23 protein-coding genes are annotated in these 20,773 nt (G+C 58.1%); 12 read left to right on the top strand and 11 right to left on the bottom strand.

Annotated features, from left to right (window positions below; genetic code table 11):
- Nucleotides 1-11 precede the first annotated feature (11 nt).
- Together HQN82_RS13200 and HQN82_RS13205 are read right to left on the bottom strand one after the other, a co-directional pair.
- Complete coding sequence (locus tag HQN82_RS13200) at nucleotides 12-239, bottom strand: DUF2188 domain-containing protein (RefSeq protein ID WP_173614953.1); 228 nt, start codon at nucleotides 237-239, stop codon at nucleotides 12-14.
- Nucleotides 240-254: 15 nt separating this feature from the next.
- Nucleotides 255-452 (bottom strand): hypothetical protein, encoded by a 198-nt coding sequence (locus HQN82_RS13205; protein WP_173614954.1) that lies wholly within the window; start codon nucleotides 450-452, stop codon nucleotides 255-257.
- 572 nt (nucleotides 453-1,024) lie between these two features.
- Between HQN82_RS13205 and HQN82_RS13210 the strand changes: the two genes are divergently transcribed.
- Nucleotides 1,025-1,579 carry a hypothetical protein gene (locus tag HQN82_RS13210; RefSeq protein WP_173614432.1) on the top strand — a complete coding sequence of 185 codons (555 nt, stop codon included), beginning with the start codon at nucleotides 1,025-1,027 and terminating at the stop codon, nucleotides 1,577-1,579.
- Nucleotides 1,580-1,680: 101 nt separating this feature from the next.
- Here the strand turns inward: HQN82_RS13210 and lepA are convergent, their stop codons facing one another.
- The 3 genes from lepA to HQN82_RS13225 all read right to left on the bottom strand — a co-directional run bounded on the left by lepA (nucleotide 1,681) and on the right by HQN82_RS13225 (nucleotide 5,055).
- Nucleotides 1,681-3,507 (bottom strand): translation elongation factor 4, encoded by a 1,827-nt coding sequence (gene lepA / locus HQN82_RS13215; RefSeq protein ID WP_082074379.1) that lies wholly within the window; start codon nucleotides 3,505-3,507, stop codon nucleotides 1,681-1,683.
- A 73-nt stretch (nucleotides 3,508-3,580) separates the two neighbouring features.
- Entirely contained in the window at nucleotides 3,581-4,450 is an 870-nt protein-coding gene (locus tag HQN82_RS13220) for a carbon-nitrogen hydrolase family protein (protein ID WP_173614955.1), read from the bottom strand.
- A complete protein-coding gene (locus HQN82_RS13225) occupies nucleotides 4,447-5,055 on the bottom strand; it encodes a GNAT family N-acetyltransferase (RefSeq protein ID WP_173614956.1) in 609 nt (202 codons plus the stop codon). The genes HQN82_RS13220 and HQN82_RS13225 overlap by 4 nt, the downstream gene beginning before the upstream one ends.
- 72 nt (nucleotides 5,056-5,127) lie before the next feature.
- Between HQN82_RS13225 and HQN82_RS13230 the strand changes: the two genes are divergently transcribed.
- The 3 genes from HQN82_RS13230 to HQN82_RS13240 all read left to right on the top strand — a co-directional run bounded on the left by HQN82_RS13230 (nucleotide 5,128) and on the right by HQN82_RS13240 (nucleotide 6,737).
- Nucleotides 5,128-5,529, top strand: coding sequence for a ketosteroid isomerase-related protein (locus HQN82_RS13230; protein ID WP_045533046.1), 402 nt, complete (start codon nucleotides 5,128-5,130; stop codon nucleotides 5,527-5,529).
- A gap of 88 nt (nucleotides 5,530-5,617) precedes the next feature.
- Nucleotides 5,618-6,199: a helix-turn-helix domain-containing protein gene (locus HQN82_RS13235; RefSeq protein WP_004439336.1), complete on the top strand. Its 582-nt coding sequence runs from the start codon at nucleotides 5,618-5,620 to the stop codon at nucleotides 6,197-6,199.
- Nucleotides 6,200-6,218: 19 nt separating this feature from the next.
- Nucleotides 6,219-6,737 (top strand): GNAT family N-acetyltransferase, encoded by a 519-nt coding sequence (locus HQN82_RS13240; protein ID WP_045533045.1) that lies wholly within the window; start codon nucleotides 6,219-6,221, stop codon nucleotides 6,735-6,737.
- Nucleotides 6,738-6,755: 18 nt separating this feature from the next.
- Here HQN82_RS13240 and HQN82_RS13245 read toward each other — a convergent pair whose 3' ends face one another.
- Nucleotides 6,756-7,829 (bottom strand): alpha/beta hydrolase family protein, encoded by a 1,074-nt coding sequence (locus HQN82_RS13245; RefSeq protein WP_173614957.1) that lies wholly within the window; start codon nucleotides 7,827-7,829, stop codon nucleotides 6,756-6,758.
- A 140-nt stretch (nucleotides 7,830-7,969) separates the two neighbouring features.
- Here HQN82_RS13245 and HQN82_RS13250 point away from each other — a divergent pair, with 140 nt between their 5' ends.
- Complete coding sequence (locus tag HQN82_RS13250; RefSeq protein ID WP_037089612.1) at nucleotides 7,970-9,064, top strand: helix-turn-helix domain-containing protein; 1,095 nt, start codon at nucleotides 7,970-7,972, stop codon at nucleotides 9,062-9,064.
- A 7-nt stretch (nucleotides 9,065-9,071) separates the two neighbouring features.
- Here the strand turns inward: HQN82_RS13250 and HQN82_RS13255 are convergent, their stop codons facing one another.
- A complete protein-coding gene (locus HQN82_RS13255) occupies nucleotides 9,072-10,175 on the bottom strand; it encodes a TRAP transporter substrate-binding protein (RefSeq protein WP_004439343.1) in 1,104 nt (367 codons plus the stop codon).
- 185 nt (nucleotides 10,176-10,360) lie between these two features.
- A complete protein-coding gene (locus HQN82_RS13260) occupies nucleotides 10,361-10,834 on the bottom strand; it encodes a group III truncated hemoglobin (protein ID WP_037089611.1) in 474 nt (157 codons plus the stop codon).
- Nucleotides 10,835-10,974: 140 nt separating this feature from the next.
- Here HQN82_RS13260 and mbfA point away from each other — a divergent pair, with 140 nt between their 5' ends.
- Nucleotides 10,975-11,958, top strand: a complete 984-nt coding sequence (mbfA, locus tag HQN82_RS13265; protein WP_006699734.1) for an iron exporter MbfA — start codon at nucleotides 10,975-10,977, stop codon at nucleotides 11,956-11,958.
- A gap of 58 nt (nucleotides 11,959-12,016) precedes the next feature.
- On the opposite strand, the gene HQN82_RS13270 is transcribed toward mbfA, so the two are convergent.
- The gene (locus tag HQN82_RS13270; protein ID WP_004439350.1) at nucleotides 12,017-12,631 is read right to left on the bottom strand and encodes a transglutaminase-like cysteine peptidase; all 615 of its coding nucleotides are present in this window, start codon (nucleotides 12,629-12,631) and stop codon (nucleotides 12,017-12,019) included.
- Between the two features lie 118 nt (nucleotides 12,632-12,749).
- On the bottom strand, nucleotides 12,750-13,538 hold the full coding sequence (locus HQN82_RS13275) for an alpha/beta hydrolase (protein WP_173614958.1): 789 nt from the start codon (nucleotides 13,536-13,538) through the stop codon (nucleotides 12,750-12,752).
- A gap of 187 nt (nucleotides 13,539-13,725) precedes the next feature.
- On the opposite strand from HQN82_RS13275, the gene infC reads away from it, so the two are divergent.
- The 6 genes from infC (at nucleotide 13,726) to pheT (ending at nucleotide 19,659) form a co-directional block, all read left to right on the top strand.
- The gene (gene infC / locus HQN82_RS13280) at nucleotides 13,726-14,262 is read left to right on the top strand and encodes a translation initiation factor IF-3 (RefSeq protein ID WP_004439353.1); all 537 of its coding nucleotides are present in this window, start codon (nucleotides 13,726-13,728) and stop codon (nucleotides 14,260-14,262) included.
- 184 nt (nucleotides 14,263-14,446) lie between these two features.
- Nucleotides 14,447-14,650 carry a 50S ribosomal protein L35 gene (rpmI, locus tag HQN82_RS13285; protein WP_003493355.1) on the top strand — a complete coding sequence of 68 codons (204 nt, stop codon included), beginning with the start codon at nucleotides 14,447-14,449 and terminating at the stop codon, nucleotides 14,648-14,650.
- A 40-nt stretch (nucleotides 14,651-14,690) separates the two neighbouring features.
- A complete protein-coding gene (gene rplT, locus HQN82_RS13290; protein ID WP_003493358.1) occupies nucleotides 14,691-15,095 on the top strand; it encodes a 50S ribosomal protein L20 in 405 nt (134 codons plus the stop codon).
- A gap of 162 nt (nucleotides 15,096-15,257) precedes the next feature.
- Nucleotides 15,258-16,136: a lipopolysaccharide kinase InaA family protein gene (locus HQN82_RS13295; protein ID WP_035206809.1), complete on the top strand. Its 879-nt coding sequence runs from the start codon at nucleotides 15,258-15,260 to the stop codon at nucleotides 16,134-16,136.
- Nucleotides 16,129-17,211 (top strand): phenylalanine--tRNA ligase subunit alpha, encoded by a 1,083-nt coding sequence (pheS, locus tag HQN82_RS13300; RefSeq protein ID WP_173614959.1) that lies wholly within the window; start codon nucleotides 16,129-16,131, stop codon nucleotides 17,209-17,211. The genes HQN82_RS13295 and pheS overlap by 8 nt, the downstream gene beginning before the upstream one ends.
- A gap of 24 nt (nucleotides 17,212-17,235) precedes the next feature.
- Nucleotides 17,236-19,659 carry a phenylalanine--tRNA ligase subunit beta gene (gene pheT / locus HQN82_RS13305; RefSeq protein WP_173614960.1) on the top strand — a complete coding sequence of 808 codons (2,424 nt, stop codon included), beginning with the start codon at nucleotides 17,236-17,238 and terminating at the stop codon, nucleotides 19,657-19,659.
- Nucleotides 19,660-19,712: 53 nt separating this feature from the next.
- On the opposite strand, the gene HQN82_RS13310 is transcribed toward pheT, so the two are convergent.
- Nucleotides 19,713-20,714: an aldo/keto reductase gene (locus HQN82_RS13310; RefSeq protein WP_044459966.1), complete on the bottom strand. Its 1,002-nt coding sequence runs from the start codon at nucleotides 20,712-20,714 to the stop codon at nucleotides 19,713-19,715.
- Nucleotides 20,715-20,773 lie beyond the last annotated feature (59 nt).

A 20,773-nucleotide genomic window follows, 5' to 3' on the forward strand; every position in this document is an offset into this window, starting at 1 on the left:
AAAAAGATCAGTCAGCCCTTGGGCGGAAACGGATCATTGCCATAAGAGTTACGCTCGCGGATGCGACCGTTCTCTCCGTGAACCAGCATTTCCGTTGCCTGATTTTGTGCGATTCCGCGGGCAATATCGATTGCTTCACGTTGGGTTTCCACCACCCTCGTTGCCCGTTCTGCGCCGGCGCCTTTTACGGCCCAGCCATCGGGATGAGGAACAACATGCTGATTACGTTTATTCGTCATGTTGAGAACCTCTCGTCACGCGGCGCGCCGGGAAAGCGCGGCTTCACGGCTGCCGACATGTTTCCGCTCTTTAAGGACATCGTTAACGCGGCCCGGATTGACGTCGAAGCTCGCTGCAATCCGGTTCTGGAATTCACCCTTCCAGTGGCGAAGCCAAATCTGGATGGCATCATCAAAAGTGAGCGTGTAGCTCGGCATATTGTCGTTGGTCATTATATTCTCCTGACTACGACGGAATGCCCTCTTGAAACGGAGACCGGAAAATGCGATTCTTGAAGTGTTAAGTGCTTCAGATATCGGCAATTCCAGTCACTCCGTCCAACGGATTTGGGCTTGTCCGCTGACACCATGGGTCACATTTCAGGTCGGGTGCCAGCCTTTCCTGCTTTGTGGCCCTTTTTGTTATTGCCAATCGCGACGGTGCTCGTTGCTGCGGTCAGCTAGTGCAATTCTTTCCATGTGATTCTCCTTTGCAACAATACTTGATCGGTACTTCTGTGGAGTCAATCCATTCACGGCGATAAATGCGTGATTTTTAAAAATTCAGACAAAAAAATCACGAGATCAACTTGTCTATGTCAATCTTTAATATGCTGATAGACGTGAATTTTTCATAAAAAACTGATATTATACAATGCGTTATGATGTTTATGTCTGTCTGTTTGTGGATTTCTGTAGTCATCCTTGTTGTCTGAGTCAGATTTCGTCCCAATGGATGGCGGGTCACTAGAGCCGTTGACGCGTTTGAGTCGCTCTGTAATAATAAGATAAATAGGAGTCGGAAGATGACTGGTCAAAAATCTAAAGACGCGTTGCTTGGTTTTCTCGACTATCTCGCTCGCAAGGGACTCATGAACAAGACAACAGCCTCCTCAAGAAAGGCGGCCGTTAACAATGTTCTGGGGATTCTGGACAACGAGGAGGCGAAAGATGTGTCCATGATCGATCTGGACGATGTGATGCGTCGTTTTCAGAACCTAAATGGAATGAAATATACCGGCGACAGCTTGGCCACCTATAAGAGTAGGGTGAGGTCTGCTATCGATGATTTTCTTAGTTATGTTGAAAATCCGATGGCATTTAGGCCAAGCACAGGCAACGGCAAAAAAGCACGTGAGAATTCACGACCAGCCAATAGAGCGCAAAAAGAAAATACTACGCCGCTTGCTTCTTCACCGACACTAAACACTCAAACACCGCCGCCGGTTGCCACGTTGATTTTGCCGATACCAGTTCGCGCTGATTTGACGGTTTATGTGCAGGGGATACCTCACGATCTAACTCAATCAGAGGCGTCAAGGATAGCGAACGTGATACGTGCTATGGCAATTGTTGATTAGTGTTAGCGGCGGATTTTCAGGTTACTTCTAGTAGGCGCAGGTTAAACAAGCGTAGCGCGCTGCCTGCTGTCGCGCCACGCCCTTGCAGCATTACAGATGCATCACTCGTCGTTCATCTTCAGAGCGGCGATAAAGGCTTCCTGCGGAATTTCCACCTTGCCGAACTGGCGCATGCGCTTTTTGCCTTCCTTCTGCTTGTCCAGAAGTTTGCGCTTGCGTGTGGCGTCGCCGCCGTAGCACTTCGCCGTTACATCCTTGCGCAACGCGCGCACGGTTTCGCGGGCGATGACCTTGCCGCCGATGGCGGCCTGGATCGGGATCTGGAACATGTGCGGCGGAATGAGTTCCTTCAGCTTTTCGCACATGCCGCGCCCGCGCCGGTCGGCCGCCGAGCGGTGGACCAGCATGGAAAGCGCATCGACGGGATCGCCATTGACGAGGATCGACATCTTGACGAGATCGCCTTCGCGATAGTCGATGATGTTGTAGTCGAACGAGGCATAACCCTTGGAGATCGATTTCAGACGGTCGTAGAAATCGAACACCACTTCGTTGAGCGGCAGCTCGTAGGTAATCATCGCGCGGTTGCCGACATAAGTCAGCTCGGTTTGCAGTCCACGCCGGTCCTGACAGAGTTTCAGGATGCCACCGAGATATTCGTCCGGCGTCATGATCGTCGCCTTGATCCACGGTTCGCGGATTTCCTTGATCTTCACCACGTCGGGCATGTCGGCCGGGTTGTGAAGTTCCTTTTCCGTGCCATCCGTCAGCGTCATTTCATAAACGACCGAAGGCGCTGTCGCGACGAGATCGAGATTGAATTCGCGCTCGAGGCGTTCCTGAATGATTTCGAGATGGAGCAGGCCCAGGAAGCCGCAGCGGAAACCGAAGCCGAGAGCGGCAGACGATTCCATTTCGAAGGAGAAGGAGGCGTCGTTAAGGCGAAGCTTGCCCACCGCCGCGCGCAAATCTTCAAAGTCGGCCGCATCGACCGGGAAGAGGCCGCAGAACACCACGGGCTGCGCGGGCTTGAAGCCGGGCAGGGCCTGCGCCGTCGGGCGCTTTTCGTCGGTGATGGTATCGCCAACGCGTGTATCGGCCACCTCCTTGATCGAGGCGGTGATGAAGCCGATCTCGCCGGGGCCGAGGCTATCGACATTGACCATCTTCGGGGTCAAGACACCGACGCGCTCGATGCCGTATTTCGCGCCCGAGCCCATCATGCGGATCTGCTGGCCCTTGCTCAGCACGCCGTCAATGACGCGCACCAGAACCATGACGCCGAGATAGGTGTCGTACCAGCTGTCAACAAGCAGCGCTTTCAGCGGCCCGTTTTCGCCGACATCGCTCTTCGGCGGCGGCAGGCGATGGACGATGGCTTCCAGAACATCGGGAATGCCAAGACCTGTCTTGGCGGAAATCATCACGGCGTCGGAAGCGTCGATGCCAATGACTTCCTCGATTTGTTCCTTGATGCGGTCGGGTTCGGCCGCCGGCAGGTCGATCTTGTTGAGCACCGTGACCAGTTCGTGATTATTGTCGATTGCCTGATAGACATTGGCGAGCGTCTGGGCTTCCACGCCCTGCGAAGCGTCGACCACCAGCAGCGAACCTTCGCAGGCCGAAAGCGAGCGGGAGACTTCATAGGCAAAGTCGACGTGGCCGGGCGTGTCGATAAGATTAAGCACATAGGTCTCGCCGTTATTCGCCTTGTAATGCAGGCGCACGGTCTGAGCCTTGATCGTGATGCCGCGCTCGCGCTCGATATCCATCGAATCGAGGACCTGTTCCGACATGTCGCGTTCGGCGAGGCCGCCTGTCGACTGGATCAACCGGTCGGCCAGCGTCGATTTGCCGTGATCGATGTGGGCAACGATCGAAAAGTTGCGGATATGGTCCAGGGGCGTGCGGGTCGAATTTGTGCTCATGTTCCGCGCTATAGCAGGGGCTTGTCATGCCGCAAAGCGGGAATTTGGTTAAAAGCCTTTTAAAATCGGCTTTTCAGATCGCAAATTGCTCCGGCCAGTCACGGCGGGTGGCCACCTGTCCTTCGGTGCGCAGCCTTGCCACTGCGGCAAGATCGATATCGGCGATCAAAAGGCTGCTTTGCGTCACCGCATCACTTTCGCTTTCCGCGACGATGCCGGATGCTGGCATGCCGTAGTCCGACGGCACGTAAAGGGCAGCGCGACCACGATTTTCATCGACGGCCGGGGACCATGGCGCTTCCCCGGCGGTGGGCGATGACAGGACGGCATACTGGTTTTCCAGCGCCCGCGCCTGCGCGCCGATGCGGACCCGATAGGCACCCGCGAGGGTATCGGTGCAACTGGGCGCGAGGACCAGTTCGACGCCGAGTTCCGCCAGCCTGCGGCCAAGCATCGGGAACTCGTTGTCGTAACAGATGAGAATGCCCAGCCTGCCGATCTGCGTATTAAACGCTTTAAGGCCCTCGACGCCGGCATGGATGTTCCATTGCTCCCGTTCGAAGCGGGTCATGATCTGCTTGTCCTGATAACCGATCAGGCCATCCGGACCGAAAAGCCACGCGCGATTGCGGAATTTGCCGTCCGGGTCCTTCACAGGCGCGCTGCCGGGCTGGAACAGAATTTGATGTTGCCGCGCCAGCTCCTCGCATAGCTCTACCCAGGAGGGGATCATCGGCTGTATCTCTTCGATGGAACGGTGCAGATCAGAACGGATGTCGGGTGGCAACTGACCGGTCAGCGTCATAGCCGAATATTCCGGCAGCAGCAGCAGTTCTGCGCCCTCGCTCTTGGCCTCGCGGACAACGGCGGACAGATGGGCGGTATAGGCCTCCCATGTCTTGATCAGCTCGATGGCATATTGGCTGGCGGCGAGGCGTGTCATGTGTCTCCATCTCCGGCAAGGATGGTCTTCATCCAGAATGACAGGGGTTTGGGGCTCTCGGTGCTTTCGTCGAGGTCCTGCCAGATGAAGCTTGTATGCAGCTCGGGGTGGTGGCGATAACCGCGCTTTTCCCAGAAGGCATTGAGCGGCACGTAATCCATCGGCCAGCGGGGATGGTCGGCAGGCCGCTCGACAGCGCAGAAGGTGCACTGGTTAAAGCCGAGCCGCTTTGCATGTGCCTCCCGCTCCTCGAAGAAGCGCAAGCCGACGCCGTGGCCGCGATAGCCGGGAAGCAGCACGCTTTCACCGAAGTAGAATATCCGGTCCGGATCGTAGCCCGCTTCCACGAATGGCGTTTTCACCTCGTCGGTTTCGGCGGCCATCGGCATGCCGGTGGACATGCCGACCACTCTGCCGTCATCGAGCGCCAGCACGAAGACCGCCCCGTCCGTATCGGCATAGGTCGCAAGATATTTGCGCTCATACTCCAGCGAGCCGTCATAGAGATACGGAAAGGCGCGAAACACCTCGATCCGCAGGCGCGCGAGGTCATCGAAATAAGGTGTGGCGTCAATGCCGGAAAGAGACTTGATTTCGACGGTCATGGGCATTTTCACTCTCGGTTGCACTGGTTATACCGTCATGGAACACCCGCGCAAGCATGAACGGAGAAGACGATGACCGCTGCCGAGACCATCCGCGCCTATTACGATGCCTTCAACCGTCAGGATATGCATGCCTTCCTGGCGCTGCTTCACGATGAGGTGGTGCATGACATTAATCAGGGCGAGCGCCAGACCGGCAAGGCCGCCTTTGCGTCCTTCATGGATCATATGAACCGCTGCTATAAGGAAAACCTTACCGATATGGTGATCATGGCGAGCGAGGATGGAAAGCGCGCGTCCGCCGAATTCATTGTCAATGGCGAATATCTCAAGACTGACGAGGGGTTGCCCGAGGCGAACGGTCAGACATATGTGCTGCCGGCCGGCGCCTTTTTTGACCTGAAAGATGGAAAGGTTAGTCGAGTAACGAACTACTATAATCTGAATGACTGGATTGCCCAGGTCGGCGCCTGACGCCTATTTGCCGATAAGCACCCGGCGGAAAAATGACAATTCCACTATGAAGGATATTGACTCCATCATGTGAGAGTGAAATTCTCATATGATGGAAAACGAAGATCACATTCTCGAACGCTCGATCGGCGAGCGCATCAAAACGTTGCGGGCTGAAAGCGGCCTGACGCTGGACAGGCTTGCATCCGAATCGGGCGTCAGCCGCGCCATGATTTCCCGTATTGAAAGGGGAGAGGCGAGCCCCACCGCGTCGCTGCTCGCCCGCATCTGCGCGGCATTTGGCCTGTCGCTCTCCGGTTTCTTCGCCGAAAATGAGGAAACCGTTTCTCCGCTGGTGAGAAAGCGCGACCAGCAGCTCTGGAAAGATCCCGAGACAGGCTATGTCCGCCGCGCCATTTCCCCGCCGCGCGTGGGATCGGATGTCGATATTGTCGAAGTCGAATTTCCAGCCGGCGCGCGCGTCGGTTTTCCGCCGCATGCGGCAAGCCGGGGCATGACGCAATATGTCTGGCTTTTCGAAGGCGTGCTGGAAATGACGAGCGGCGGAAACGTTCACCGGCTGGAGCCGGGCGATTGCCTTTTCATGCCGGTCGGAGAAGGGCACGTCTTCCACAATCCTTCCGAAAAACCTGCCCGTTATGCCGTTGTGCTGGATCAAAGACAGCGCTGATTTCCCCACAGGAGTTTTTATGACCATCATCCGCATGTTGAACGGGCAAGAGACCATCGATGCCCTGCCAGAACTCTGCGAAGTCCTCGCCGCCTGCGTGAACGGCGGCGCCTCCGTCGGCTTCATGTTGCCCTTTTCCCCGCAGGATGCCGAACCCTTCTGGCGATCCGTGGCTGAAGCGGCAGGTCAGGGTGCGACTATTCATGTGGTAGCGGAAGTGGATGGCAAGGTAGTCGGCACCGTGCAGGTGGGGCTCGCCTCCAAACCCAACCAGCCACATCGCGGCGATCTGATGAAACTTCTCGTGCACCCATCCGCCCGAGGCCTTGGCGTCGCCCGCAAGCTCATGCAAAGGGTGGAGGAGGAAGCGGCAAAACGTGGCCGTACCCTTCTGGTTCTGGATACGGCAACTGGCAGCGATGCCGAGGCGATTTATCCCCGTCTCGGCTGGGAACTGGTCGGCGTCATTCCGGATTACGCCCTGTTTCCGGATGGACGCTTTTGCAGCACGACCCTGTTCTATAAGCGGATCGGCTAGGCCTTTGAGACTGCGGCCTCACTGGCCCGGCTTCAGCGTGCGGTTGAAAGCTGTAAGGATCATCGTCTCCAATTGTGCGTGAATATCCGCGCGGTCTCGTGGTCCGGCCGGTTCGCAGATCGGATCATGCTCGCCGATGGACTTGAGAAATGCATCGGCATCCGGTTTGCAGAGGGGCAGGAAGCTGAAATGGTTGGCGTCGTCCACCCGCAGATAGGTCGCGCCGGGCACGTCGTCTGCGAGTTTATCCGCAAGCACGGCCGGCGGAATTTTACCTTTGCTGCCGAGATTGATGAAGGTCAGCGGAATATCGATCGCTTTCAGGCTCTCCGGTTTGAAAGCCAGCGCCAGGCCGGGATCGATCAGCACGGCGGAGCGAATGCGGGGATCGCGGTTCTGCTGCTCAAAACGGGCCTTGTCGAGGGTTTTGATATCCAGCTTCGGAACGCTGACCGGCTCGCCATTGAGGTAACCCCGGCCGCCGGCGAACCACTGGCAATCCATCATCGAAGAATAGTCCTCGCAATAGCGGGCATAGGCATCGAGATCGGCGCGCGCACCCACAATCTCCATCGCCGCGCTGCCGCCCAGCGAGAAGCCGAGAACGCCGATCCTCTTCGTGTCGATCGCATTCGACCACTTGCCTTCTGCCGTCATGACCGTAATGATCGTTGAGAGATCGTCTGTTCGCTCCCAGATTTTCGGCGTATCGGCGGGCGTGGAATCGCCGCTGGTGGTGCCGGGATGGTTGGTGCCGGCGACGATGAAACCCTCGCTCGCAAGCTTCGCGGCGATCCATGCCATGCCGGACACTCTTGAACCCGAGCCGTGGGACAGAAGCACGAGCGGCAAACGGCCCGTTTTCACCGCACCATCCTTGAACACGGGCGTGCCCTGAAAAATTCGGTCCTCGCCGGAAGGCGCCTGTGTGCCCTTTCCGTCAGATGGATACCAGACGGTGAGAGCAAGGTCTTTGCCGCGAGCTGGCGAATGAACGGTAGTTTCGCTGATGCCGACGGCGTCCGCCGCAAAAACCGGTTGAGTGACGAAAGCGGAAAATAACATGGTCGCTATGGTGGTGACAGGGCGCATGAAAACCTCGTGTGTTTGGGAAGAACGGGGCTCAATCTGCGCCGCCACGTATTTTTTGCGTCCTTGATCGCGTTAAAGGTCGTACCGAAACGCGATCTGGTCCATGAAGTGCGACAAGGTTTCGCTCCGGGATGGTTATCGTGCTTTTCATTCCCCTGCCTTTCGTCGTGGCGCTGTTGTTGGTGGTCATGTTCATCGTCTTCTTTCGAAGCGGAGACGATGTGCGGACAAACCGCGTATTTTTGGCGCTTATCGCCCTTTGCGCCGTGCAGTCTGTGCTCGTCGGCCTGCGCTGGGGATATGGTGTGAGCCTGGTGCGATACGTTCTGCCGGTTTTGGCCGCCTGCTTGCCACCACTTGTGTACATTGCCTTTCGCGGCCTGATGAAGGTGGGGCCGGAAAGCAGAAGGGCCATGCTGGCAAGCCTCGCCCTGTCCCCTCTGCTGGTCATTCTTCTGGAATTCACATTCCCGGTCGCTATCGATCTTGGCCTGATTGCCCTCTTCGTTGGCCATGCGACCGCCCTGCTGCTGCTCGGAAGAAAAGGGCCTGATGGGCTGGACGAGGCGCAATTTGCGAGCGTCGCTTCGGCACACAAGGCGCTCATCATCGCTGCTGCGGCGCTGTGCGTTTCCGCTATGTTCGATCTTCTGGTGTTTCTCGATTTCGAATGGGCACATGGCGAGAACGTCGCGGCGCTCGTCAGCAACGCCAATCTTTTCGGCCTGTTGCTGATCGGGCTGATGGCGGCCATGGCCGGGAAAAGCAAGGCGTCGCAAGCGGCCGCGGAGCCGCCGGCAGAGGTGCCGCCTCCTTCGGAACCATCACAACAGGACCGCGAGATCGTTGCGGGCCTCGATCGCCTGATGACGTCGCAGGCGCTCTACCGCGACGAAAATCTCAACCTGTCGCGCCTAGCAAGACGCCTCGGCCTGCCGAGCCGGCAGATTTCGGGTGCGATCAATCGTTCGCTTGGCGTCAACGTCTCGCAATATGTCAACCAGCTGCGCATCCGCGAAGCCTGCCGGTTGCTGGAGGAGACGGAGCAATCGGTGACATCGATCATGTTTTCTTCCGGCTTTCAAACCAAGTCCAACTTCAACCGGGAATTTCGCCGCGTCACCGGCATGAGCCCGGTCGACTGGCGGGAACGGCAGGTGTGGAAACTGGTCTCGTCTAACAAAACGGCCACCCGGCAGATGCCGGATGACCGTCTGAAGATCGTCGGGAAATGATTGTCGATCAGAGCGTGCCGTTACGCTGCTGGATCATCATGTAGGTGTCATAGGTGTATTCGGCGATCTGTGCCCAGAGATAGGCATCCTTCTTGAAGGCCTGCTGGCTCTCGTAGATTTTCTTGAAGCTCTCGTTCTTGGCCGAAATCTCCGCGTAGGTTTCCTGCGCCGCTTTGTGGCAGACATCGAGGATTTCCTGGCTGAAGGGGCGCAGGATCGCGCCCTGCGCTACCAATTCCTTCAGCGCCTTCGGATTGCGCGCATCGTAGCGTTCCAGCATGCTGGCGCTGCCCGCGGCGCAGGCGTCTTTCAGGATGCGCTTGTAGTTTTCCGGCAGTTCGTTGAACTTCTGCAGGTTGACGAAGGCATGAACGGCCGGGCCGCCTTCCCACCATGCGGGGTAATAGTAATATTTCGCGACCTTGTAGAAGCCGAGCTTCTGGTCATCATAGGGGCCGACGAACTCGGTGGCGTCGATCGTGCCCTTTTCGAGCGCGGCGTAGACATCGCCGCCGGCGATCTGCTGCGGCGTCACGCCAACCTTCTGCATCACCTGGCCGGTGAGGCCGGCAATACGCATCTTCAGACCCTTGAGGTCGTCGATGGTGTTGATTTCCTTGCGGAACCAGCCGCCCATCTGGGCACCGGTGTTGCCGAGCAGGATCGAGTAGATATTGTGCTGGGCAAGGAACTCATTGAGCAGCTCGTTGCCGCCGGCCTGGTTGAACCAGGCATTCGTCTGGCGCGCATTGAGGCCGAAGGGAACCGAGGTCCCGAGCGCGAAGGTCGGGTCCTTGCCAACGTAATAATAGGCGCATGTATGCGCCATTTCGACGGTTCCGGCCGTCACCGCGTCCGCAGCCTGCAGGGCCGGCACGATCTCTCCGCCCGCGAAATGCTGAATGACGAAATTGCCGCCGGAAGCTTCCTTAACGTGATCGGCGACGATCTGGCCCGCGCCGAACAGAATGTCGAGGCCCTTGGTGAAGGACGACGTCATCCGCCAGGTAATCTTGGGATTTTCTTGTGCGATGGCCGGAGCGGCCAGCGCCGTTGCGGTAACACCGGCGCCCACGGCGCCAGCCTTGCGGATAAATGATCTGCGATCCATGTCGATAAGCCCTGCTATGCTTCATATTACAGGCGAACCGCACGGTACGCCTCCCGCCGGCTACTAAACATTTATCCTTGCGGCCATCAAGAGGGAATGTTCGAAACCTGCGCGCTCCTGCGCGGCGCTTCGTCATCGTTCCAACTCTGCAATCAGGTGCCGTACCCAGGCCCCGCGCCTTGCGGTTAAGACGACGATCGCGTCAACGCGGGATCATCGAGCGCCGGATTGTAAAAGAGCGAGAGCGTCAGGCTTCTGGCGATGCGTTCAGCGGTTTCCATAAACCAGTCGTGCGCCTCTCTGCCCGGTGCAATGTCATCGAGTGTGGCGGAAAACAGCGCAAGCCATTGGGGGAAAAGCTCGGCGGTCATGCCTTTTACGCCAAGATGGGCTTGGACCGGCTTGCCGCCATATCCGCCATTCTTGAACGCGACGGCCGCCCAGAACTGCTTCATCCTGGCCATATGTTCCGCCCAGCGGCCTGCAAGCCGCGCATCGAAAACGGGCCCGAGCGCGGGGTGCTTCAGCACGCGACCGTAAAATGTTTCCACCAGCAGATCGATGAAACGGGCATCGACACCGATAGCCGCCATCGCTTTTTCTGCCCTGTCCTGAATTTCTGCGCTGTGGGCGGCTCTTGCCGCGGCTGGGTTCTGCATCATCGATCCTTTCCCAACGAATTTACGCCGCTGCGCTGCCATCGGCAATGCGGCGCTTTGACTGATTAGAATTATTCTAAGATGGCTTGATCGCGGGGTGATGCGGATGTATTTAGAATTATTCTAAAAAGGTTTCAGCCATGTTCCACAGTCTTTTCTCGCTTTCCAAACGTCCCTTTTCCTCCCTCAGCGAACAGGAAATCCTGGCGCTCGCCATCTCGTCGGAAGAAGATGACTCTCGCATCTACCGCTCCTATGCCGATCACCTGCGCGCGCAATATCCTCAATCGGCGAAGGTTTTTGACGACATGGCCGAGGTCGAGCAGCAGCATCGAAACGTGTTGATCGACATGCATCGCCGCCGCTTCGGAGAAACCATACCGTTGATACGCCGCGAACATGTGCGTGGTTTCTACGAACGCACACCGGACTGGCTCGTGAAGAATCTCTCACTGGAAAAAATTCGCGCCCAGGCGGAATTGATGGAAGCGCAGGCAATCCGTTTTTACGACGAAGCCGTCAAGCGCACCACGGATGCCTCGACGCGCAAGTTGCTCGGTGATCTGGCGGAGGCAGAGCGCGGCCACGAGGATATCGCGCATATGCTCGAGGAAAAACATCTCGATGAAAACGGCAGAACGGAAGAAGAGGAGACCGCCAAGCGTCAGTTCCTCCTGACCTATGTGCAGCCGGGTCTCGCCGGGCTTATGGACGGTTCCGTGTCGACGCTGGCGCCAATCTTTGCAGCGGCCTTTGCCACACAGGATACCTGGCAGACCTTCCTCATCGGTCTTTCCGCCTCCGTCGGCGCGGGCATCTCCATGGGGTTTACGGAAGCCGCTCATGACGACGGCAAGCTTTCCGGTCGCGGCTCGCCACTGAAGCGCGGCCTGGCATCGGGCATCATGACGGCCATTGGCGGCCTCGGCCACGCGCTGCCCTATCTCATCCCGCATTTCTGGACAGCCACGGCTATTGCCGCGATCGTTGTTTTCGTGGAACTCTGGGCTATCGCCTTCATTCAGAACCGCTTCATGGAAACGCCATTCCTGCGCGCCGTCTTTCAGGTGGTCCTCGGTGGCTCATTGGTGCTGGCGGCCGGCATTATCATCGGCAATGGCTAAAAGGCAAAAGCCCGCGGCGCCTGCCGCGGGCTTTTCGATATAATCGATTTCATGCAGATCAGCGCAACGCGCCGACCAGAACGTCCCGACCATCCTCGATGGAAACCCAGCGGCCCGTATTAAAGGACGCCTGCCGCTTCAGATAGGTGTAGTTTGTGTCGGTCCAGAGCTTCACGTCGTCGGTGAGATTATCGAGGATATAGTCGCCATCCGTGGTGCGAAGGGTAAGCACCGCATGACCTTCACCATCAGGCTTGCGAACGACTGTTATCAGCAGGTCGGCCACGGAAAATCCGCGCTCGATCAGCTTCTTGCGCTTCAGCAGTACGAAATCTTCGCAATCGCCGGCGGTTGTCGGGTATTCCCAGACCTCGTCCTTGCCATAGATTTCCTGGTCGGTCATCGCCACGATGGTCGTGTTGACGGAGGTGTTGACCTCGCGAATGACGCCCCAGCCATAGTCGGTGACGCGTGGCGGCGGCGTCGCCTTGCTGCGAATGTTGCACTCATCGGCATATTTTTGACAGAACTCGTAATGGCCGATCGGCTGGGAGGTGATCCCGCCCGTCACCATGGAAGGGCTTCCCTTGGTTTCCGCCATGGCGGAGGCAGCAGTCATTAGCCCGGCGGCAACTGCAGACAGCAGCGCACGCGCCAGCGGTGCGTTCATCATGAAACCCGTCCCTTAATTCTTAATGAAAAGTTAAGAGGGTTGGGGGGCAGGAGTCAATCTTTAGCAATCAATGGCGCGCAAGACTCGTTGAATATGGTTAAGAGCGTTGCGGAAATGCCTATGTTGCAAGGGCTCTCACCGCCGTGAGCATCCTTTCAATGTCCCGTGGCCGGGAGAGCCGGTGGTCGCCGTCGCGGATCAACGTCAGAACCACGTCGTCGGCTGGCAGGTGTTCCAGAAGTTTCAGCGCGTGTTGATAGGGCACGTCGGGATCGCGCATGCCCTGCAGGATGTGAACGGGGCAACCGGTGGTGATGATGCCCTGCAACACGCGGTTCTGCCGGCCGTCTTCCATGAGCGCGCGGGTGAAGATGTTGGGCTCGGGACTGTATTCCGAGTGCTCCTCGAAATATCCCCTCTCCAGCAGCGATGTCTTTTCTGCCTCCGTCAGGCTGGGCTCTATCAGTTCCGCCGTGAAATCAGGCGCAGGCGCGATGAGGATCAGGCCTGCGACGGATGGGGCGCCACCTGTCTTGCGTAGTTCCTCAACCATGCGCAAGGCGATCCATCCGCCCATCGAAGAGCCGACGAGAATGACGCTCGACGGCGCCTTTGCACGCACTACGGCGAGTGCCTCTTCCAGCCATCGGGAGATCGTGCCTTTTTTGAAATCTCCGCCGGACGCGCCGTGGCCGGAATAGTCGAACCGAAGGCAGGCAAGGCCGTTTTCCGCTGCAAAGCGATCCAGTTTGACCGCCTTTGTTCCGGTCATGTCTGAACGATAGCCGCCGAGCCACACCAGCATGGGTGCGCTTTTGCCGGAAATCGCCGGACGATGGAGAATGGCAATCTCGCGGCTGTCGTTATCGGGACCTACGCGCAGGAATTCGGCGGCTTGTTCGCTCATGTATATGCAATTCTCCTGATTTTAGTGCAACAACGGCGGCGTATTTGCAAAAACCGTGACAACAGGTGATCTTTTCGGGCAGATATGCTATTGACTTCGCCACGGCAATAACGACATTTCCGCCGCTTGTACCAAACAAGCTGTTTTTTGCCGACGTGATCCAGAAACAGATCAGGAGAATACGACCATTCGCAGACCTTTCAAAGCCGATGCCCCCGTCAAGGAGGGGCCGCGCTCCAACCGGGAAATTCGGGTTCCCAGAGTTCAGCTTATTGATGAAGAGGGCCAGAACCTCGGTAGCATGCCGACGGATCAGGCATTGAAACTGGCGGAGGAGGCCGGTCTCGATCTCGTTGAGATTTCGCCGAACGCTGAACCGCCGGTGTGCAAGATCCTCGATCTCGGCAAACTGAAATACGCGACCCAGAAAAAGGCCGCTGAAGCGCGCAAGAAACAGAAGATCGTCGAAGTCAAAGAAATCAAGATGCGCCCTAACATCGACACGCATGATTATGACGTGAAGATGAAGGCGATGGGCCGTTTCTTTGAAGATGGCGACAAGGTGAAGGTGACGCTGAAGTTCCGTGGCCGTGAAATGGCTCACCAGGAACTGGGCATGAAGCTTCTTCTTCAGGTGAAGGAAGACACTCAGGCGATTGCCAAGGTGGAGGCCGAGCCGAAGCTTGAAGGCCGTCAGATGATGATGGTTCTCGCGCCGAAATAATTTATACCGCCACAGAACTGGCGTAATGAGCCGCACGGGGAAGTTCGCTTTCCCCGTTGCGCTTTTAACCGACTGCGGTTATAAGCGCGCGTCCGAACGGTCCGGCAGGGCATGCCGAGGCCGTTCCTGAATAGCTTGAAATAGGCCTCGTCTGCCTGTTTCGATACAAAAACGGAGTAGCAAAATGCCCAAGATGAAGACGAAGTCCGCTGCAAAGAAGCGGTTCAAGATCACTGCAACCGGCAAGGTTGTTGCAGCCGCCGCCGGTAAGCGCCACGGCATGATCAAGCGTACCAACAAGTTCATTCGCGACGCGCGTGGAACCATGGTTCTCGCCGAAGCTGACGGCAAGAAGGTCGTCAAGAACTACCTGCCGAACGGTCTCTGAGACTTTTCCGCATTTTTGGACACTTTAAGGAGATCATGACATGGCACGCGTAAAACGTGGCGTAACTTCCCGCGCCAAGCACACCAAGACACTCAAGGCAGCCAAGGGTTTCTACGGCCGCCGCAAGAACACCATCCGCGCAGCAAAGGCTGCCGTGGATCGTTCCAAGCAGTACGCTTACCGCGACCGCAAGGTCAACAAGCGTAACTTCCGCGCTCTTTGGATCCAGCGTATCAACGCTGCTGTCCGCGAATTCGGCCTCACCTATGGCCGCTTCATCGACGGCCTGAACAAGGCTGGCATCGAAGTGGACCGCAAGGTTCTGTCCGACATGGCTATCCATGAGCCGGCAGCATTCGGCGCGCTCGTCGAAGCAGCGAAGAAGGCGCTTGAGTACCTCAAGGATGCTGGTACGGCCAACGAGTTTGAAACCGCTGTAAAGTAATTACGGCGCGGACAATCTGTTGTTCATTTGAACCCGTGTCGGGCAACCGGCGCGGGTTTTTTCTTTTCAGCTGCCATACATTTCTATCGGCGTTTTTTAATTTAGAAATTTAGAAGACTTGGAGTATTCACGCCGTTTGAAGCGAAACCTTTGGTGGACGAAATGCAGGTCAATAAAAGTGAGGTTGTGGAAGCGGAAGGTTTCCGCGTTCATCTCGACGACGACGACATCGCAACCGTGATGCGTGTCCTCCTGAAAAGTGACCGTCGCATTCAGAAGGTTGAACTCTCGCAGCTGACGGTGTGGATCAAACGGCAGGGCACGGAGCGTGTGACGTGGTGGATGAAAATTCAGAAGCTGCTGTCAAAACTCCTGCCCTACGCTTTTCTTCGCCCTTCCGAACCGCTTGATGGCGCGGGCCTCATGCAGCGGGAACTCGAAACCTTGCAGCAGTTCCAGCAGCGCGGCTTCCCGGTTCCGCCGCTGATCTACTCATCCCGCACGGCCGTGGTGCTGGGAGATGTAGGCCCGACGCTCATGGAGCGCATGGATGCCCTGAAGGCCTCCGATCCGATCGAGCATGACGCCCTGCTTGTTAAATCCGCAGAAGCACTTGGCGAGCTGCATGCCGCAGGCCTCTGCCACGGCCGCCCGCATGTACGAGACTTCTTCTTGAAGGATGGCCGTATCGGTTTCATGGATTTCGAGGAGCGCCCTCAGGATGTCATGCCGCTGGAAACGGCGCAGGCTCGTGATATCTGGCTGCTGTTTCTGCAGGTGGCCACGCGCGCCAATGATGCCCCCAAAACCCGCGACGCCGCCTTTTCGCGCTGGCTCGAAAATGCTCCGCCCCGCGCACTGGAAGAATTAACCCGCTTGACCCGCATTCTCGGGCGTTTTTTACCGCTTGCCCGGTTGATCGGGCGCGTGCGGATGGGTAGTGATCTGCGACGCTTTATCATGGCGACCGACTATCTGATGAATGCTGTGAACACCGACGCCGCTGTTAAAAAATCCGGCAAGGCAGGAAAAGATGACTGAACTTGATACCTTGAAATCGCAATTGATGTCGGAGATCGCCGCCGCTGCCGATGAACCGGCCATCGAAGCCGTGCGCGTCTCCGCGCTTGGCAAGAAGGGCTCGGTTTCGGAGCTTCTGAAGACGCTTGGCAGCATGAGCCCGGAGGAGCGCCAGACCCGCGGCGCCGCCATTAATCAGCTCAAGACCGAAATTACCGACCTTATCGGCGAGCGCAAGAACGCGCTGAAATACGCCGCCATCGCCGCGCGTCTCAAGGCCGAAACGGTGGACGTCAGCCTGCCCGTCCGCCAGTCTCCGGCAGAGCGCGGCCGCATTCATCCCATCAGTCAGATCGTCGACGAAATCACTGCCATCTTCGCGGATATGGGTTTCTCCATCGCCGAAGGTCCTGACATCGAGACTGACTATTACAACTTCACGGCACTGAACTTCCCGGAAGGCCACCCGGCCCGCGAGATGCACGATACCTTCTTCTTCCAGCCGGACGAAAAAGGCGAGCGTAAGGTGCTGCGCACCCACACCTCACCGGTGCAGATCCGCACCATGGAGAGCCAGAAGCCGCCGATCCGCATCGTCATCCCCGGCAAGACCTATCGCCAGGATTCCGATGCCACCCATTCGCCGATGTTCCATCAGGTCGAAGGTCTTGTCATCGACAAGAAGGCGCATGTCGGCAATCTGCGCTGGATTCTTGAGGAGTTCTGCAAGGCCTTCTTCGAGGTCGACAGCGTCGTCATGCGCTTCCGCCCGTCCTTCTTCCCGTTCACGGAGCCAAGCTTCGAGGTGGATATCCAGTGCGACCGTTCCGGCCCCACCGTCAAGTTCGGCGAGGGCAAGGACTGGATGGAAATTCTCGGCTGCGGCATGGTGCACCCAAACGTGCTGCGCGCCGGCGGGCTGGATCCGGATGAATATCAGGGCTTTGCCTGGGGCATGGGTCTCGACCGCATCGCCATGCTTAAATACGGCATGCCCGATCTGCGCGATTTCTTCAACGCCGATGTCCGCTGGATGAACCACTACGGGTTCCGCCCGCTCGACATGCCGACGCTGTTCGGCGGTCTGAGCGTTTAATCCGGTTAGCCAAGGAGCAAAGACATGAAATTCACTCTTTCCTGGCTGAAAGAGCATCTCGATACCGATGCGACGCTGGACGAGATCTGCGAGCGGTTGACGGCGATTGGCCTTGAGGTCGAGGATGTTGACGACAAGGCGGCCTACAAGCCCTTCGTCATTGCCAAGGTGGTTTCCGCCGACAAGCACCCGGAGGCCGACCGCCTGAAAGTTCTGATGGTCGATGCCGGTGACGGCAAGCCGGTGCAGATCGTCTGCGGTGCACCGAATGCGCGCGCTGGGCTCGTCGGTGCGCTCGCACGTCCCGGCACCTATGTCCCGGGCATCGATGTCACGCTCGCCATCGGGAAGATTCGCGGTGTGGAAAGCCATGGCATGATGTGCTCCGAAAAGGAGCTCAACATTTCCGACGATCACGACGGCATCATTGACCTGCCGGCGGATGCGCCCGTCGGTACTTCCTTCGCATCATATGCCGGCCTCGATGATCCTGTCATCGAGATCAATCTCACGCCCAATCGTCCGGACTGCACCTCGATCTACGGCATTGCGCGTGATCTCGCGGCCTCCGGTCTCGGCAAGCTGAAGACAAAGCCTGCACCCTCCTTCAAGGTGGAAGGCGCAACGCCCGTCGATGTGAAGCTGGAACTGGACGATCCCGCCCTCTGCCCTGGCTTTTCGCTACGCATCGTGCGCGGTGTGAAGAACGGCCCCAGCCCGAAATGGATGCAGCAGCGTCTTCTGGCGATCGGCCTGCGTCCGATCAATGCGCTTGTTGATATCACCAACTACATGACCTTCGATCAGGGCCGGCCGATGCACGTCTTCGACGCTGCCAAGGTCAAGGGTGATCTGACTGTTCGCCGTGCAAAGGAGGGTGAGACGATCCTCGCGCTCGATCAGCGTGAATATAAGCTCGGCCCGAACAATGTCGTCATCGCCGATGAAAAGGGCCTCGAGTCTATCGGCGGCGTGATGGGTGGCGAACATTCCGGCTGCGACGAAAACACCGTCGACGTGCTGATCGAATCCGCCCTCTGGGACCCGATCAACATTGCCAAGACCGGCCGTTCGCTCGGCATCATCACCGATGCGCGCTACCGTTTCGAGCGCGGTGTCGATCCGGAGTACATGGTTCCGGGCCTGGAGCGGACCACCGAACTGGTTCTGGAGCTCTGCGGCGGCGTTGCCGGCGAAGCCAAGGTCGTTGGTTACAAGGGATATCAGCCCAGGGTCGTGGATTTCCCGCTTGCGGAAGTGAAGCGGCTGACGGGGCTCGAAGTCTCGGCTGAAGAGAGCCTGGCCATCCTCAAGGGCCTGGGTTTTGGGGTCGAGGGAACGGGCGAGCGCGTATCCGTCACTGTGCCGTCCTGGCGCCCGGATGTCGACGGCAAGGCTGATCTGGTTGAAGAGGTCATGCGCATTCATGGCGTTGACAATATCAAGCCGGAACCGCTGGAAAGCTTCGGTGCCGTCAACGGTCGCATCCTGACCACGCTGCAGGTCCGCACGCGCACCGCGCGCCGTGCGCTGGCAAGCCGCGGCATGCTGGAGGCCGTCACTTGGTCCTTCATTCCGGAAGCGCAGGCGAAGCTATTCGGCGGCGGCTCGCCGGCGCTGAAGCTCGCCAACCCGATTGCGGCCGATATGTCGGATATGCGGCCCTCGCTGCTGCCGGGCCTGCTGACCGCCGCACAGCGCAATGCCGACAAGGGCTATGGTGACGTCGCAATCTTCGAGGTCTCCGGCACCTATGAAGGCGACACGCCTGATACGCAGCGCCGTGTTGCTGGCGGTGTTCGCCGTGGCACGGCCTCGCTCGCTGGCAGCGGCCGCATGTGGTCCAATGCGTCCAAGGGCGGCGGCAAGCTCGTGGATGTCTACGACGCAAAGGCGGATGCACTGACGGTGTTGGAAGCCTGCGGCCTCCCCATGGCCAATGTCCAGATCGAGGCCGGCGGGCCTGCCTGGTATCATCCCGGCCGCTCCGGCACCATCAAGATGGGCCCGAAGGTCGTGCTTGGTTACTTCGGTGAATTCCATCCGAAAACACTGTCCGAGCTGGATGTGTCGGGTGTCTATTGCGGTTTCGAGATTTATCTCGACGCCATGCAGGAGCCGAAGAAGAAAGCCACCCGCACCAAGCCTGCGCTCGAACTCTCCCCCTTCCAGGCGGTCAAGCGCGACTTCGCCTTCGTGGTCGACAAGGCCGTAGAGGCGGGGGCGATCATCAAGGCGGCAACGAGCGCTGATCGCAAACTGATCACAGGCGTCAATGTCTTCGATATTTTCGAAGGCGCATCGCTCGGAGAAAACCGCAAGTCGGTCGCCATCGAAGTGCAGATTCAACCGGTCGACAAGACTCTCACCGATGAGGATTTCGAAGCCTTGACGGCCAAGATCGTCGGTAATGTCGAGAAATCGACAGGCGGCGTTCTGCGCGCCTGACGTCGGATAACAGATTGAAAAAAGCCGCGGCAACCACCGCGGCTTTTTGTTTTTCAACGATTGGCCATCTGTGACATGCGTTCGGGATAACGTTCGCCCGCAACCTTGGACGGAGCCAGCAACGCGCCAAGGCTTTCGACTTCTTCCGGCGTCAGGGACACATCAGCGGCCGCTACGTTTTTCTCCAGATTGGCAATCTTCGTGGTGCCCGGGATCGGTACGATGAAATCCCCCTGCGCCAACACCCAGGCCAATGCCAGTTGCCCGGCAGTCACGCCCTTTTCGGCAGCCATGTCTTCCAGAAGTCTGACCAGCGCCAGGTTCGCGTCGAAGTTTTCACCCTGGAAACGCGGCAGGCCACGCCGGAAATCATCGGCTGCAAGTCCGTCCAGCGATTTCAGCGCTCCGGTCAGCGCACCGCGCCCAAGCGGGCTGAACGGTACGAAACCGATGCCGAGCTCACGGCAGGTATCCAGCACGCCATTTTCTTCCGGGTCGCGGGTCCACAGCGAGTACTCGCTCTGAATGGCGGCAATCGGGTGGGTGGCGTGGGCTTTTCGAAGCGTTTCGGCACTGGCTTCGGAGAGGCCGAGATGTTTTACCTTGCCCTGCTTCACCAGCTCCGCCATCGCCCCAACAGTTTCTTCGATTGGCACATCCGGGTCGACACGGTGCTGGTAAAAGAGGTCGATGGCGTCAACGTCGAGGCGCTTGAGGGAGGCTTCGGCGACGGCACGAACATTTTCCGGTCGACCGTCCGTTCCCACCATCATCTGGCCCGCGGGTTTGCTGCCATCAATCTTGAAGCCGAACTTGGTGGCAATCACCACCCTGTCACGATAAGGCTTCAGGCCCTTGCCGAGGAGAATTTCGTTCGTGTAGGGCCCATAAACTTCCGCCGTATCGAAAAATGTAACGCCGAGGTCAACAGCGCGATGCAGCGTCGCGATCGCACTGCTTTCATCGCCCGTCGGGCTATAGGCATGGGTCATTCCCATGCAACCGAGGCCGAGCGCCGATACGGTCAGATTGTCTCCAAGGGTTCTGCTTTTCATCTGTTCGTCCTTCCATAAGGAACCGCCCGTCATCAGGGCGTGATGGGAACATAGCGAAT

Origin of the sequence: Agrobacterium pusense (genome assembly GCF_013285525.1) — a bacterium.
Taxonomy (GTDB): domain Bacteria; phylum Pseudomonadota; class Alphaproteobacteria; order Rhizobiales; family Rhizobiaceae; genus Agrobacterium; species Agrobacterium pusense.